General features: G+C 66.0%; 12 protein-coding genes. 5 read left to right on the top strand and 7 right to left on the bottom strand.

The window, feature by feature from the left end; genetic code table 11:
• Positions 1-26: 26 nt before the first annotated feature.
• On the top strand, positions 27-1,136 hold the full coding sequence (locus AB4Y98_RS02810; protein ID WP_033830748.1) for a polyamine ABC transporter substrate-binding protein: 1,110 nt from the start codon (positions 27-29) through the stop codon (positions 1,134-1,136).
• Here AB4Y98_RS02810 and AB4Y98_RS02805 read toward each other — a convergent pair.
• Positions 1,133-2,785: an NAD(P)-binding domain-containing protein gene (locus tag AB4Y98_RS02805; protein WP_442243726.1), complete on the bottom strand. Its 1,653-nt coding sequence runs from the start codon at positions 2,783-2,785 to the stop codon at positions 1,133-1,135. The genes AB4Y98_RS02810 and AB4Y98_RS02805 overlap by 4 nt on opposite strands.
• Before the next feature lie 64 nt (positions 2,786-2,849).
• Here AB4Y98_RS02805 and AB4Y98_RS02800 point away from each other — a divergent pair, with 64 nt between their 5' ends.
• From AB4Y98_RS02800 to AB4Y98_RS02785, 4 genes are all read left to right on the top strand, one after another.
• Positions 2,850-3,986 carry an ABC transporter ATP-binding protein gene (locus AB4Y98_RS02800; RefSeq protein ID WP_033830749.1) on the top strand — a complete coding sequence of 379 codons (1,137 nt, stop codon included), beginning with the start codon at positions 2,850-2,852 and terminating at the stop codon, positions 3,984-3,986.
• Positions 3,983-4,915 (top strand): ABC transporter permease subunit, encoded by a 933-nt coding sequence (locus AB4Y98_RS02795; RefSeq protein WP_032975682.1) that lies wholly within the window; start codon positions 3,983-3,985, stop codon positions 4,913-4,915. The genes AB4Y98_RS02800 and AB4Y98_RS02795 overlap by 4 nt, the downstream gene beginning before the upstream one ends.
• A complete protein-coding gene (locus tag AB4Y98_RS02790) occupies positions 4,912-5,754 on the top strand; it encodes an ABC transporter permease subunit (protein ID WP_025875316.1) in 843 nt (280 codons plus the stop codon). Before AB4Y98_RS02795 ends, AB4Y98_RS02790 begins: the two co-directional genes overlap by 4 nt.
• 63 nt (positions 5,755-5,817) lie before the next feature.
• Complete coding sequence (locus tag AB4Y98_RS02785; protein ID WP_032975683.1) at positions 5,818-7,182, top strand: NAD-dependent succinate-semialdehyde dehydrogenase; 1,365 nt, start codon at positions 5,818-5,820, stop codon at positions 7,180-7,182.
• Between the two features lie 187 nt (positions 7,183-7,369).
• On the opposite strand, the gene AB4Y98_RS02780 is transcribed toward AB4Y98_RS02785, so the two are convergent.
• From AB4Y98_RS02780 to AB4Y98_RS02755, 6 genes are all read right to left on the bottom strand, one after another.
• Positions 7,370-8,398, bottom strand: coding sequence for a magnesium and cobalt transport protein CorA (locus AB4Y98_RS02780; RefSeq protein ID WP_051562385.1), 1,029 nt, complete (start codon positions 8,396-8,398; stop codon positions 7,370-7,372).
• Positions 8,399-8,413: 15 nt separating this feature from the next.
• Complete coding sequence (locus AB4Y98_RS02775; protein ID WP_312109026.1) at positions 8,414-9,655, bottom strand: lipoprotein N-acyltransferase Lnb domain-containing protein; 1,242 nt, start codon at positions 9,653-9,655, stop codon at positions 8,414-8,416.
• Complete coding sequence (locus AB4Y98_RS02770) at positions 9,652-10,533, bottom strand: HlyC/CorC family transporter (RefSeq protein WP_032975685.1); 882 nt, start codon at positions 10,531-10,533, stop codon at positions 9,652-9,654. The genes AB4Y98_RS02775 and AB4Y98_RS02770 overlap by 4 nt, the downstream gene beginning before the upstream one ends.
• 64 nt (positions 10,534-10,597) lie before the next feature.
• On the bottom strand, positions 10,598-11,146 hold the full coding sequence (locus AB4Y98_RS02765) for a hypothetical protein (RefSeq protein ID WP_442243725.1): 549 nt from the start codon (positions 11,144-11,146) through the stop codon (positions 10,598-10,600).
• 117 nt (positions 11,147-11,263) lie between these two features.
• Positions 11,264-11,749 (bottom strand): rRNA maturation RNase YbeY, encoded by a 486-nt coding sequence (gene ybeY / locus AB4Y98_RS02760; RefSeq protein WP_100464485.1) that lies wholly within the window; start codon positions 11,747-11,749, stop codon positions 11,264-11,266.
• Positions 11,746-12,732: a PhoH family protein gene (locus AB4Y98_RS02755; protein WP_025875300.1), complete on the bottom strand. Its 987-nt coding sequence runs from the start codon at positions 12,730-12,732 to the stop codon at positions 11,746-11,748. Before AB4Y98_RS02755 ends, ybeY begins: the two co-directional genes overlap by 4 nt.
• Positions 12,733-13,003: the final 271 nt, after the last annotated feature.

Below are 13,003 nucleotides of genomic sequence, written 5' to 3'. Positions count from 1 at the left end.
CCCCTTTCCGCATTCTGGAGCACCCGATGAAGCTGCGTATCCTCACGCTCGGCCTGGCCTCCGCCATGCTTTCCGCCTGTGGCGGCGGCAACGGCGGCGGACAGGACAGCCAGGTCCTGAACGTCTACAACTACAGCGACTACATCGCCGAAGACACCATCCCCAACTTCGAGAAGCAGAGCGGGATCAAGGTCACCTACGATGTGTTCGACAGTGACGAGATGGTCGAGACCAAGCTGCTGGCCGGCAACAGCGGCTACGACGTGGTGGTGCCGACGCTGAACTTCTTCGGCCGGCAGATCCAGGCCGGCGTGTTCCTGCCGCTGGACAAGTCGAAGATCCCGAACCTGGCCAACCTCGACCCGGCGGTGATGAAGCGCATCGCCACCCAGGATCCGGGCAACCAGTACGGTGTGCCGTACATGATCGGCACCACCGGCATCGGCTACAACGTGGACATGCTGAAGGAGCGTTTCGGTGGCAGCGCCGACATCGCCAACAGTTGGGACCTGGTGTTCAAGCCGGAAAACATCAGCAAGATGAAGGACTGCGGCGTGACCATCCTGGACACGCCGGCGGACATGATTCCGATCGCGCTGCACTACCTGGGCCTGGATCCGCACAGCGGCGATCCGGCCGACCTGCAGAAGGCGGCGGACCTGCTGAAGTCGATCCGCCCGTACGTGCAGAACTTCCACTCCTCGCAGTACGTGGGCTCGCTGGCCAACGGCGGCACCTGCCTGGTGGTGGGCTGGTCGGGTGACATCATCCAGGCCCGCGACCGTGCGGCCGAGGCCAGCAATGGCGTGCACGTGGCCTATTCGATCCCGAAGGAAGGCGCGCCGCAGTGGTTCGACATGCTGGCCATCCCGAAGGATGCCAAGCACCCGGAAGCGGCCTACGCGTTCATCAACTATCTGCTGGAACCGAAGGTCGCCGCGGCCAACACCAATTTCATCCACTACGGCAACCCGGTGCCGACCGCGACCCCGCTGGTGGACGAGGCGATCCGCACCGACCCGACAATCTACCCGCCGGCCGACGTGGCGGCGAAGATGTTCACCTATTCGATCAACACGCCGGAGACCGACAAGCTCTACACCCGGCTGTGGACCGAGGTGAAGACCGGTCGCTAAGCGTTTCCGGTAGCGCCGGGCCTTGCCCGGCAGCTGCCTTGCCCTGCGCCGGCGCCGGTATTGCCGGCCCGGCCAAGGTGCCGCAGGATGGCGGGCAACAGGTCGCGCGCATCGCGACCGCCGTTGCACAGGAATGATGAGCTCATCCGCTGCAGGTTGTGCATGCCGATGAAGAACAGACCAGGCTGCGGGGAGACACCAAACTCGCCGAGCGGGTAGCCGTGTTCGTCCAGCACGCCGTCCACATCCAGCCACGGCCATTCGGCGACGAAGCCAGTGGCGAGGACAACCGAGCGGATGCCGGCAGCGTTCAGATCCAGTTCGCACGGCGAGGCGTCAGGCTCCCAGTGCAGGTACACCTCTTCTGGAATGTAGCGGGCGTCATCGGTGCGCGGTTCGGGCCGCGTGGCGTAGTACCCGCTTGCCAGTGAATCGAGATAGGCGTACTCGGCCCGCGTTGCTTCGACCGCAGTGCGCAGCTGTGGGCGGACATCGGCGAAGCGGGCGATGTCCGCGTCGAAGCCCTGCAGGCGGCCCAGCAGTGTGATGCCCTCGCGATGCATCGACAGCAGGCTGATCGAGCTGCCCAGGCCTGCGCGTCCCTTGCCGGAAATCAGCGGGAACTCTGCGGTCCGGGCCTTGCGCAGCGCGTCCGGCTCCCCGGCGAGCACCCCGGCCGATTCACTCACATGCTGGTGGATGCGTCCGGCCATGTCCCACCAGGTCATCGAATCCTTGCCGCGCAGCCGGCGCGTATGCGAATGGCGCTCGGCCAGCGACCAATACACGTTGCGGCCGCTGGCGCGGAGATCCTGGGCGATCTGCGCGCCGGACTGGCCGCCGCCGATGACCAGCACCGCGCCGTCGGGAAGCTGCCGGCAATTGCGGTAGTTGCTGGAGTGCAGTACCGCCAGCGCCGGCCCGGGCGCAAAGGGAACGCGGGGCATCCGGGGACGGCCGTATTCGCCGGTGGCCACCACCACCGCAGCGGCCTGGATCGGCCCGCGGCTGGATTCGATGGCGTAGCCGCCCGCCTTGGGCGTGACACGCAGGACCGCGCAGCCTTCGTGGATCGGCAGTGACCTTTCGCTGGCGTAGTCGCGGAGCCGCTGGATCACTTCCGGTGCAGCCATGAAGCCCTCCGGGTCGTCGCCCGCATAGGCGTGGCCATGCAGGGCCATCGTCGCGTTGGCGGTGTTGGTCTGGAAGGAATCCCAGCGCCGCCGCCAGCTGGCGCCCACGGTTTCCGCCTCCAGTACGCGATGCTTGATGCCGGCCTCCTGAAGGACCGTGCTGAGTGACAGCCCGGCCTGGCCGGCGCCGATGATGGCCACCTCCAGCCGATCAGCTGACGAGGGCTGGGGGGCGGGTGGGGCGAAGACAGAAGTGTCTGCGGATGTCACGCGTGTTCGTCCATGGTCGGCCTCGATCCTGGGGATTGCGACGGGGTAGTGGCGGGCGATCAAGGCTCCCGGTTCTGAAAAGCGTTGCAGATTCGGCGCGGCACCCGCAGGCCAAGGCGGAAACACCAGGCAACGGCCACGCAGGGGGCGCGTGTTGCGCCTGGAGTGCGCCATTTGCGGGCCAAACCCGACACCGGTCCGGTACTCCAGGACGGCCAGCGGCGCCTTCCCGCCCGCCGTCGTCATATCCCCATCGGCCCCCGGCCGGTAGAATGGCGGCCGCTGTCCACCGCCCGCTCCCGGAGCCCCCATGCCCGTTGAAGCCCAGCCGGAAGCCGCCGTCGTCGAAGCGACCGGTGTGCCCGGCTATCTCTCCATTCGTGATCTGCGCAAGGAATTCGATGGCTTCGTCGCCGTCGACGACGTCAACCTGGACGTCCGCAAGGGCGAGATATTCGCGCTGCTCGGTGGCTCTGGCAGCGGCAAGTCGACCCTGCTGCGCTGCCTGGGCGGCTTCGAGACACCCACCAAGGGCAGCATCACCGTCGATGGCCAGCGGATGGATGCGCTGCCGCCGTACCAGCGGCCGGTCAACATGATGTTCCAGTCCTATGCGCTGTTCCCGCACATGACCGTGGAGCAGAACATCGCCTTCGGCCTGAAGCAGGACGGACTCGCCCGCGAGACCATCGCCAAGCGCGTGGGCGAGATGCTCGACCTGGTGCAGATGGGCCATCTTGGCAAGCGCAAGCCGCACCAGCTGTCCGGCGGCCAGCAGCAGCGCGTGGCGCTGGCGCGGTCGCTGGCCAAGGGGCCCAAGCTGCTGCTGCTGGACGAACCGATGGGCGCGCTGGACAAGAAGCTGCGCTCGCAGATGCAGCTGGAGCTGGTCAGCATCATCGAGTCGTCGGGCGTGACCTGCGTGATGGTCACCCACGACCAGGAAGAGGCGATGACCATGGCCACCCGCATCGCGGTGATGGACGCCGGCTGGATCCAGCAGGTCGGCAAGCCCGACGAGGTCTACGAGCAGCCGGCCAACCGCTTCGTCGCCGAGTTCATCGGTTCGGTCAACCTGTTCGACGGGGTGATCGACGAGGACCTGCCCGAATACGTGACCGTGCGCTCGCCGCTGTTCCCGGCGCCGGTCTACATCGCCCATGGCATCACCTGTTACGAAGGGCAGCCGGTCGCGTTCGCGCTGCGCCCGGAGAAGGTGATGATCGGCAAGGATGAGCCGGAAGGGCACACCAACAAGGCGCAGGGCGTGATCGAGGACATTGCCTACTTCGGCAGCCATTCGGTCTACCACGTGCGCTTGCCCAGCGGCGCCAAGGTGCTGGCCAACTTCGCCAACTCGCAGCGCTGGGCCAGCGATGGCCTGACCTGGGGTGACGAGGTGTGGGTGCACTGGCGCGACAACGACGGCGTGGTGCTGACCTCATGAGCGCCGCCGGCCTCAAGCGCTGGCTGCCGGGGCTGCGTGCCACGGTGATCGGCATTCCGTACCTGTGGCTGCTGCTGTTCTTCGCCGTGCCGTTCCTGATCGTGCTGATGATCAGTTTCTCGCACAGCCGGGTCGGCTCGCCGCCGTACACCTGGCTGCTGCAGTACGTCGATGGCGGGCTCTCGCTCAAGCTCAACCTCGAGAACTACCTGGCGCTGTTCCGTGATTCGATCTATGCGCAGGCGTTCCTGAGCTCGATCAAGATCGCCGCCATCTCGACCTTCCTCACCCTGCTGATCGGCTATCCGATGGCCTATGCCATCGCCCGCCTGTCGCCGGCCGCGCGCAACGTGGCGATGATGCTGGTGGTGCTGCCGTCGTGGACCTCGTTCCTGATCCGCGTCTATGCATGGAAAGCGATCCTGGACCGCAACGGCCTGCTCGACCAGTTCCTGCAGTACACCGGCCTGCAGTCGCTGATGACCTCGATGGGCCTGCCGAAACTGCAGCTGATCGACACCCCGACCGCAGCCTACATCGGCATCGTGTACTGCTATCTGCCGTTCATGGTGCTTCCGCTGTACGCCAACCTGGTCAAGCATGACCACCGACTGCTGGAAGCAGCCTACGACCTCGGCGCCAAGCCGTGGCAGGCGTTCCTGCGCATCACCCTGCCGCTGTCGAAGGCGGGCATCATCGCCGGCTGCATGCTGGTGATGATCCCGGCGATCGGCGAATTCGTGATCCCGGAAATGCTGGGTGGCTCGGAAACCCTGATGGTCGGTCGCCAGCTGTGGAACGAGTTCTTCAACAACCGCAACTGGCCCGGTGCCTCGGCAATGGCGGCGGCGATGATCCTGTTGCTGCTGGTGCCGATCCTGCTGTTCAACCGATCCCAGCAGCGTTTGCTGGAAGGGAAGCAGGCATGAGCCCGCGTTCTGCCAAGGGCCTGGGCCTGGGCGTGCTGCTGCTCGGCTTCGCTTTCCTGTACCTGCCGATCCTGCTGTTGATGTTCTATTCGTTCAACAGCTCGCGGTTGGCCATGGTCTGGGCCGGGTTCTCCACCCGTGCCTACAGCGATCTGTTTGCCGACCGGGCGCTGATGGATGCGATGTGGACCAGCCTGGTGGTCGCGTTCTGGACCGCCTGTACCGCCACCGTGCTCGGCACGCTGGCGGCGATGGTGATGACCCGCTTCAAGCGTTTCCGCGGGAAGCCGTTCTTCGGTGCGCTGGTGACCGCGCCGCTGGTGATGCCGGACGTGATCCTCGGCTTCTCGCTGATGGCGCTGCTGGCCTCGATGGGCGCGATTCCGGGCTTCCCGGCGCGTGGCCTGGCTACCATCTGGATCGCCCACGTCACCTTCACCCTGTGCTTCGTCACCGTGGTGGTGTCCTCGCGCCTGCAGGAGATGGACCTGTCGCTGGAAGAAGCGGCGATGGATCTCGGCGCGAGCCGGCTGACCGTGTTCACCCGCATCACCCTGCCGATCATCGCCCCGGCGCTGGTGGCCGGTTGGCTGCTGGCGTTCACCCTGTCGCTGGATGACGTGGTGGTGGCCAGCTTCGTTGCCACGCCGGGCTCGACCACGCTGCCGATGAAGGTGTTCGCCTCGGTACGCATGGGCATCAGCCCGAAGATCAATGCGCTGGCCACGCTGCTGGTGTCTGCAGTGTCCATTGCTGCGGTGATCGGCTGGTACATCAATGCGCGTGCGGAGAAGCGACGCCAGCGCGACCTGCAGCTGGCCCGCCAGGACAACGGCTGAGCCGGCAACATCCGGCTCACGGCGGCCGGCGCACAATGGGGGTCTACCTGATGGAGACCCCCCATGACCGTCGAGATCATCAACCCGGCCACCGGCCAGGTGACCTACCGCCATGAGCTGATGGATGCCGCTGCCATCGAGCAGCGCCTGCAGGCCGCAGCCGAGGCGTTCCCACGCTGGGCCGAGCGCTCGCTGCAGGATCGCGGGGCGATCCTCAAGCAGATTGCCGGCCAGCTGCGTGCGCGCCGCGATGACCTGCAGCAGGCCATGACCAGCGAGATGGGCAAGCTGAAGGCCGAGGCCCTGGCCGAAGTGGAAAAGTGCGCGACCACCTGTGAGTTCTATGCCGACCATGCCGCCGACTATCTGAAGCCGCAGCTGATCGATACCGAGGCCCAGCGCAGTTACGTGCGCTATGAACCGATCGGCTGCGTGTTCGCGGTGATGCCGTGGAATTTCCCGATCTGGCAGGTGTTCCGCTTCCTGGCCCCGGCGTTCATGGCCGGCAACGTGGCGCTGCTCAAGCACGCCAGCAACGTGCCGCAGTGCGCCGACCTGATCCTGGCGGTGTGCCGCGATGGCGGCCTGCCGGACGGTGTGTTCGACGTGCTGCACATCGACAACGACCAGGCTGCCGACGTACTGCGCGATGCACGGGTGAAGGCAGTCACCCTGACCGGCAGCGAGAGGGCAGGGCGCTCCATCGCGTCCAACGCTGGCAGCCAGTTGAAGAAGTCGGTGATGGAGCTGGGCGGCAGCGACGCCTTCGTGGTGCTCGATGATGCCGACCTGGACAAGGCGGTTGCCGCCGCGGTGAAGTCGCGCTTCGACAACAGTGGCCAGACCTGCATTGCCGCCAAGCGCTTCATTGTGGTTGAAGCGGTGGCCGATGAATTCACCCGGCGCTTCGTCGAAGCTGCAGGCGAGCGTCAGTACGGCGACCCGAACGAGCGCGGCACCACGCTGGCACCGATGGCCCGTGCCGACCTGCGCGACGAACTGCACAAGCAGGTGCAGGCCAGCGTCGCCAAAGGCGCGCGGGTGCTGATCGGCGGCGAACCGATCGCCGGTTCGCATGCGGGCTACCCGGCCAGCGTGCTCGACCAGGTGGGGCCGGGCATGCCGGCCTATGACGAAGAACTGTTCGGGCCGGTCGCTGCGGTCATCCGGGTCAAGGATGAAGCCGAGGCACTGCGCGTGGCCAACGACACCCGCTTCGGCCTCGGCGGCAGCGTGTGGACGCGCGACCCGGTGCGTGGCGAGTCCTTCGCCCAGCGCATGGAATGCGGCGCGGCCTTCGTCAACGCCATCGTCAAGAGCGATGCACGGTTGCCGTTCGGCGGCAGCAAGGAATCAGGTTTCGGCCGTGAACTGGCCGACCACGGCATCCATGAGTTCATGAACATCAAGACCATCTACGTGGCTTGATGTTCGCCCAATGCGCCACGATAGGTACGCTAGGTGTCGACCGTCGTGGCCTACCGGTCCAGTGGGTATCGACGGTTGGTGGCCTACCGGTCCAGTGGGTATCGACCGTTGGTCGATACGCCCTACAGCCACTTCACCCGTTGGTGGCCTAACGGTTCGGTGGGTATCGACCGTTGGTCGATACGCCCTACAACCACTTCACCCGCTTGAACAGCCGGTACAGGCCAACGCAGATGCCACCGACAGCGACGATCATCAGCGGGTAGGCCCATGGCTGGTTCAATTCCGGCATGTGGCTAAAATTCATGCCATACCAGCTGGTGATCAGCGTCGGTGCGGCCAGCAGCGCGGCCCAGGCACCCAGCCGCTTCACTGTCTCACCCTGGGCCAGCGTCACCAGTGACAGGTTCACGCTCAGGGCCGTGCCCAGCATCTCGCGCAGCGTGTCGATGACATCGCTGATGCGTACCGCATGGTCGTGCACGTCGCGGATATACAGCTTCACTTCGTCCGGGAACAGCTCGCCCTGGTAGCGGCGCAGCTGTGCCAGTACATCCTGCAGTGGCGCCACCGCCATCCGCATCTTGTTCAACTCGCGCTTGAGCTCGTACAGGCGCACCACCGTGCTGCGTTTGTAGCTGTCGGCGAAGATGTCCTTCTCCAGCAGTTCCAGGGTGTCGCGGAAGCGGTTGGTGATGGGCAGGTAATTGTCGACCACGAAGTCGGCCACGGCGTACAGGCAGTACGACGGGCCCATCTTCAGCAGCTGTGGTTCGCGCTCCACGCGCGCACGCACCGGTGCGTACGAGAGCGAGGCGCCATGGCGAACGGTCACCAGGAACCGTGGGCCGAGGAAGGCGTGGGTCTCGCCGTACTGGATGCGCTCGTCAACCATCTGCGCGGTGGTCACCACCACGAACAACGAGTTGCCGTAGGCCTCCACCTTGGGGCGCTGGTGCGCGTTGCGCGCATCTTCGACGGCCAGGTCGTGCAGGCAGAATTCTTCCTGCAGCTTCAGCAGTACATCTTCGTTCGGATCGTACAGGCCGACCCAGACGAAACCATTGTTGCTGGCGATGACATCGCTGATGGCATCCAGACTGATGTCGTGGCGTTTGCCGTCGTCATCGTAGTGGACGCAGTTGATGACGCAGGTGGGATTGGCTGCGGCGGAGGCGGCAGCAGCAGGGGCGGGCAGTGAGGCGGGCAATGACATGCCCGCCATCGTGCGTCAGTGCTGCGTTTCCGACAAGTGAGGACGGCGCCCCAGCACCCAGGCCAGCGCCGCGTGGACCGGCAGCAGCAGTACGATCCACTGCACGTTGTACTGCGCCTGCAGGCTCAGCCAGTGCAGCACCAGGGCAGCCACGGCCTGCACCGCCACCAGCCACAGGACGATCCTGAACATGCGGCCAGGCACGCGCCGTCGCAGCAGGCTGATCGCCCCCGGCAACAGCAGTACGCACAGCGGCGACAGCAGCAGCAGGTTGCGGTTGGCCCAGGCAGCGTAGTGCGTGCTGAAACCCCACAGGAACACCAGCAGGCCACCGGCGATCGTGCACAGCAGCCACAGCGGCAAGGCCAGGCCGGCCAGCAGGCGCGTACGCCTGCGCAGCGCCAGCACGCCCACCGCAATCACCAGGCCACACAGCAGCCACGGCCACCAGCGGCGCGCGAACTCCTTGGGTTCGGGATCGATGCGGTGCGGCAGCAGTTCCTGCTCGGACTGCACCAGCGGGCGGCCGTCGCTGTTGCGGGCTTGCCGCAGGGCATCGGCCAGGCGCATCGGCACGAAGGCTTCCTGCCAGCGCGACAGCGGCTGGTCGGCAAACGGACCCAGGCCGATATCGAAGCCCAGCCACATCCACGGGGCCGGCGACGCCAGGCGCACCGACTCGCTGCGATAGGTGTTGCCACGCGAACGGCCCGACAGCTGTGAATGCAGCCCGCCGCCCAGTGCCTTGTCCAGCGTGTCGCGCACCATCGTCGCGCAGTTGGCGGTGTAGTAATCGTAGTGGTAGCGCGCGTTTTCCGGCTTGGCCCGTTCGGCCAGGTCGGCGGCCAGCGAGCGCGCCTGGTCAGGCGTGATATCCAGCCACTGCACGCTGGCACCGCGGCCGGTCTCGTCGTAGTACGACAGGTCCTGCTGCAGCGGCAGCGCCACCAGGTAATACATCATGTCGCCACGCACGAAGCGGCCGATGAAATCCTGTTCGGACGGATCGAAGTAGCCGAAGTTGTACGAGATCGCCTCGCCGCTCACTGGGTCCAGCACGACGATGGCATCGTGGCCGAAGCGTTCGAAGAACACGGTGCCGGGCTGCATGGTGACCACACCGACGCGCGGGGCAGGGGCATCGCTGGCCGTCGAAACGGTCGGCGCCGCCGCCTGCGCGAACGCAGCCAGGGGCAGGGCCGTGGCCAGCAGGCACAACGCCAGCCACAGGGTCAGGATCAGGCCACGGTGCTTCAAGCGTCGTCCTGCGCGTCCGGTGCCAGCACCGTTACATGGAATGCCTGGACCCGGCGCGCATCGGCGCGGGCTACGCGGAACATGAAGCGGTCCAGCGCCAGTTCGTCACCGACTTCCGGCAGATGGCCCACCGCTTCGGTTACCAGGCCACCGATGGTGTCGTAGTCCTCATCGGAGAAGGTGGCACCGAAGCGCTCGTTGAAATCGCCGATCGGCGTCAGTGCATCCACCACGTACTGGCCATCAGCCTGGATGGCGATCTGCGCGGAGAAATCCTCGGCCTCGTCATGCTCGTCGTCGATCTCGCCGACGATCTGCTCCAGCACGTCCTCGATGGTGACCAGGCCGGCGACACCGCCGTACTCGTCCACCACGATCGCCATGTGGTTGCGCGACAGGCGGAATTCCTTCAGCAGTACGTTGAGCTTCTTCGCTTCCGGAATCAGCACCGCCGGGCGCAGCAGTTCACGCACGTTGCCCGGACCGTTGTCGGCAACCACGCCACGCAGCAGGTCCTTGGCCAGCAACACGCCAAGGATGTCGTCCTTGTTTTCGCCATGCACCGGGAAGCGCGAATGACCGGACTCGACCACCTGCTTCATCAGCTCCAGGAAGGGCGCCTCGACCGGCAGCGAGACCATCTGCGAACGCGAGATCATCACGTCGCCCACGGTCAGCTCGGCCACCGAAATGGCACCTTCCATCATCTTCAGGGTATCGGCGGCGATCAACCCTTCTTCCTGCGCGGTGTGCAGGACAGCGACCAGCTCGTCGCGGGTGTGGGGTTCGCCGGAAAAAGCAGACGTCAGGCGTTCAAGCCAGCCGCGCTTCTTTTCACTGTGCTCCACGAAGGAGCTACTACTGTCGTCTTCTGACATCTCTGGAAAAAAGGCACCCGGCAGGCCGGGCGATGACCCAAGTCTAGCAGGATGTGGGGGCCTGTCAGTGACCGTCGGCCGCCGGGGCGGTGGCGGCCGGGCCCTCGTCCTCGGCCGGCAGGTCCAGGCTGTAGGTGCAGCCGGCCAGGGTCCTTCCGGGGTGGCTGGCGACGGTGGATACGCTGAGGATGATCGACTCGATCTGCGCCTCCCCGGTCTTCGGGTCGGTCACATCGCGGCTGACCAGCTCGCGCCCGGCCATGAACTTGCCGTCCTGGTCGTAGCCGATCTCCAGGGCCAGCTGCTTGGCCAACGGCCGCGGGTCGGCCTGGTCGAGTACGGCCATGACGCTGGCGCCGGCCACGGCCACACGCTCGGCCTGCTGGCCGAACACGGTGATCGGGCTGGCCAGCCGGTACTCGCTCATGAACTGGTTGCCCTGCGGCAGCGGCTGCAGGCCGTGGGCCACGGCCTTCAGCGGATCGGCCAGCAGCGGTGCCAGCGCGGCGTGCTCGGCCACGCCCTGGCGGCATTCGATCAGGGCAGGCAGGTCCGGCGCGGCGGAAGCGGTGGAGGCAACGAGCAGCAGGGGCAGGGCAGTACGCAGCAGCACAGGCGAGGTTCCGTGGTAGAGCCGAGCCCATGCTCGGCTGCATTCTGGTCGGTTCTGCGGGGCGCATGGCCCACTGCGCCCGAGCATGGGCTCGATCACGCAGGGGCTGGCCAGGTTTCAGCGCTCGCCCGCGTACGGGTCGTCGATGCCGAGCTCGGCCAGGATTTCGCGCTCCAGCTGTTCCATCGCCTCGGCTTCCTTGTCGTCCTCGTGGTCCCAGCCGAGCAGGTGCAGCACGCCGTGTACGGTCAGGTGCGCGTAGTGGGCGTTGAGCACTTTGCCCTGCTCGTCGGCTTCACGCGCCACCACCGGTGCGCAGATCACCAGGTCGCCCAGCAGCGGGAACTTGACGCCCTTGGGCAGGCCCTCCGGCACGTCGGCCGGGAAGCTCAGCACGTTGGTGGCGTAGTCCTTGCCCCGGTAGTGCCGGTTCAACGACTGGCCTTCCTTGCTGTCGACCACGCGGATGGCCAGGTCGGCCTCGCGGATCCGGCCCTTCAGCGCAGCCGCCACCCACTTGCGGAAGCTGACGGCAGAGGGCAGCCCGGCGCGGGGCAGGGCGTAGCTGACGGCGACATCCAGTCGTACGGGACCACGGGTCATGGAGTCGCTCCAGGTTGGATCTCATGCAGGTCGCGGCGGTCGTAGGCACTGACGATCCGCGCCACCAGCGGGTGGCGGACCACGTCGCGGGCTTCGAAGAAGGTGAAGCTGACGCCCTCCACGTCGCGCAGCACGTCGATCGCATCGCGCAGACCGGACTTCACATGCTTGGGCAGGTCGGTCTGGGTCAGGTCGCCGGTGACCACGGCGGTGGAACCGAAGCCCAGGCGGGTCAGGAACATCTTCATCTGTTCGATGGTGGTGTTCTGCGCTTCGTCCAGGATCACGAACGCATCGTTGAGCGTGCGGCCGCGCATGTAGGCCAGCGGCGCGATCTCGATGACGTTCTTTTCCAGCAGCTTGAGCACCTTTTCCACGCCCAGCATTTCATACAGGGCGTCGTACAGTGGGCGCAGGTACGGGTCGACCTTCTGGCTCAGGTCGCCGGGCAGGAAGCCCAGCTTCTCGCCGGCCTCGACCGCCGGACGCACCAGGATCAGGCGCTGTACGCGCGATTCGTTCAGTGCTTCCACCGCGCTGGCCACGGCCAGGAATGTCTTGCCGGTACCGGCCGGGCCGATGCCGAAGTTGATGTCGTGGCTGACGATCTGGTGCAGGTAGCGGCTCTGGTTGGAACCCCGGCCGCGCACGGTTCCGCGCTTGACCTTGATCGCCACGTCCTGCGCTTCGTAGGAGCGGTCGGCGATCTGTTCGATGTTGGCCGCGTTCAGCCGCAGGTGAATGGCGTGGTTGTCGAAGGTGGTCTCGGCGGCTTCTTCGTACAGCGCCTCGATCAGTTTCTGCGCCTCGGCGCTGGCCTCGGCCGGGCCGCTGATGCGGAACACGAAGCCGCGGTTGGCGATTTCCACGCCAAGCTTCAGTTCGATCTGGCGAAGGTGGCCGTCGAACGGGCCGCACAGGTTGGCCAGCTGCGCGTTGTCTTCCGGCGACAGGGTGAAGTCTCGATGCTCGATGCTTTTCATTGCTTGGGGTGGGGCGGGGTCGCCGTCCACCGCGATGGAGTCAGGGACGACAAGGGTAACGCGCAAGTCGGCATGACGACAGTTCTCCACACCGGGTGTGGACCGGCGCCGAAGAAACCTGTGGATAGACCTTCGCAGGGCTTGTGCCACAAGGAAGATGATGCCGTGGTGAAAATTGTGCCAGTGCCTGCAGGGTTTTCCACATGCGGTGTGGACGGTGTTGCCACGAACCTGTGGATAGGTGGCAGCGAGCCTTGCGGCAGTGGCGTTG

Origin of the sequence: Stenotrophomonas sp. 2YAF26 (assembly GCF_052114625.1) — a bacterium.
In the GTDB taxonomy this organism is placed as follows: Bacteria; Pseudomonadota; Gammaproteobacteria; order Xanthomonadales; family Xanthomonadaceae; genus Stenotrophomonas; species Stenotrophomonas indicatrix.
The sequence above is the reverse complement of the archived record's forward strand: the minus strand, read 5'-3'. Positions and strand labels throughout refer to the sequence as shown.

Coding starts and splice junctions, on each gene's coding strand:
- AB4Y98_RS02780 (WP_051562385.1), bottom strand. CDS start 8,398: ATGTCATTGCCCGCCTCACTGCCCGCCCCTGCTGCTGCCGCCTCCGCC.
- ybeY (WP_100464485.1), bottom strand. CDS start 11,749: ATGACCCGTGGTCCCGTACGACTGGATGTCGCCGTCAGCTACGCCCTG.
- AB4Y98_RS02800 (WP_033830749.1), top strand. CDS start 2,850: ATGCCCGTTGAAGCCCAGCCGGAAGCCGCCGTCGTCGAAGCGACCGGT.
- AB4Y98_RS02795 (WP_032975682.1), top strand. CDS start 3,983: ATGAGCGCCGCCGGCCTCAAGCGCTGGCTGCCGGGGCTGCGTGCCACG.
- AB4Y98_RS02805 (WP_442243726.1), bottom strand. CDS start 2,785: ATGACGACGGCGGGCGGGAAGGCGCCGCTGGCCGTCCTGGAGTACCGG.
- AB4Y98_RS02770 (WP_032975685.1), bottom strand. CDS start 10,533: ATGTCAGAAGACGACAGTAGTAGCTCCTTCGTGGAGCACAGTGAAAAG.
- AB4Y98_RS02790 (WP_025875316.1), top strand. CDS start 4,912: ATGAGCCCGCGTTCTGCCAAGGGCCTGGGCCTGGGCGTGCTGCTGCTC.
- AB4Y98_RS02810 (WP_033830748.1), top strand. CDS start 27: ATGAAGCTGCGTATCCTCACGCTCGGCCTGGCCTCCGCCATGCTTTCC.
- AB4Y98_RS02785 (WP_032975683.1), top strand. CDS start 5,818: ATGACCGTCGAGATCATCAACCCGGCCACCGGCCAGGTGACCTACCGC.
- AB4Y98_RS02755 (WP_025875300.1), bottom strand. CDS start 12,732: ATGAAAAGCATCGAGCATCGAGACTTCACCCTGTCGCCGGAAGACAAC.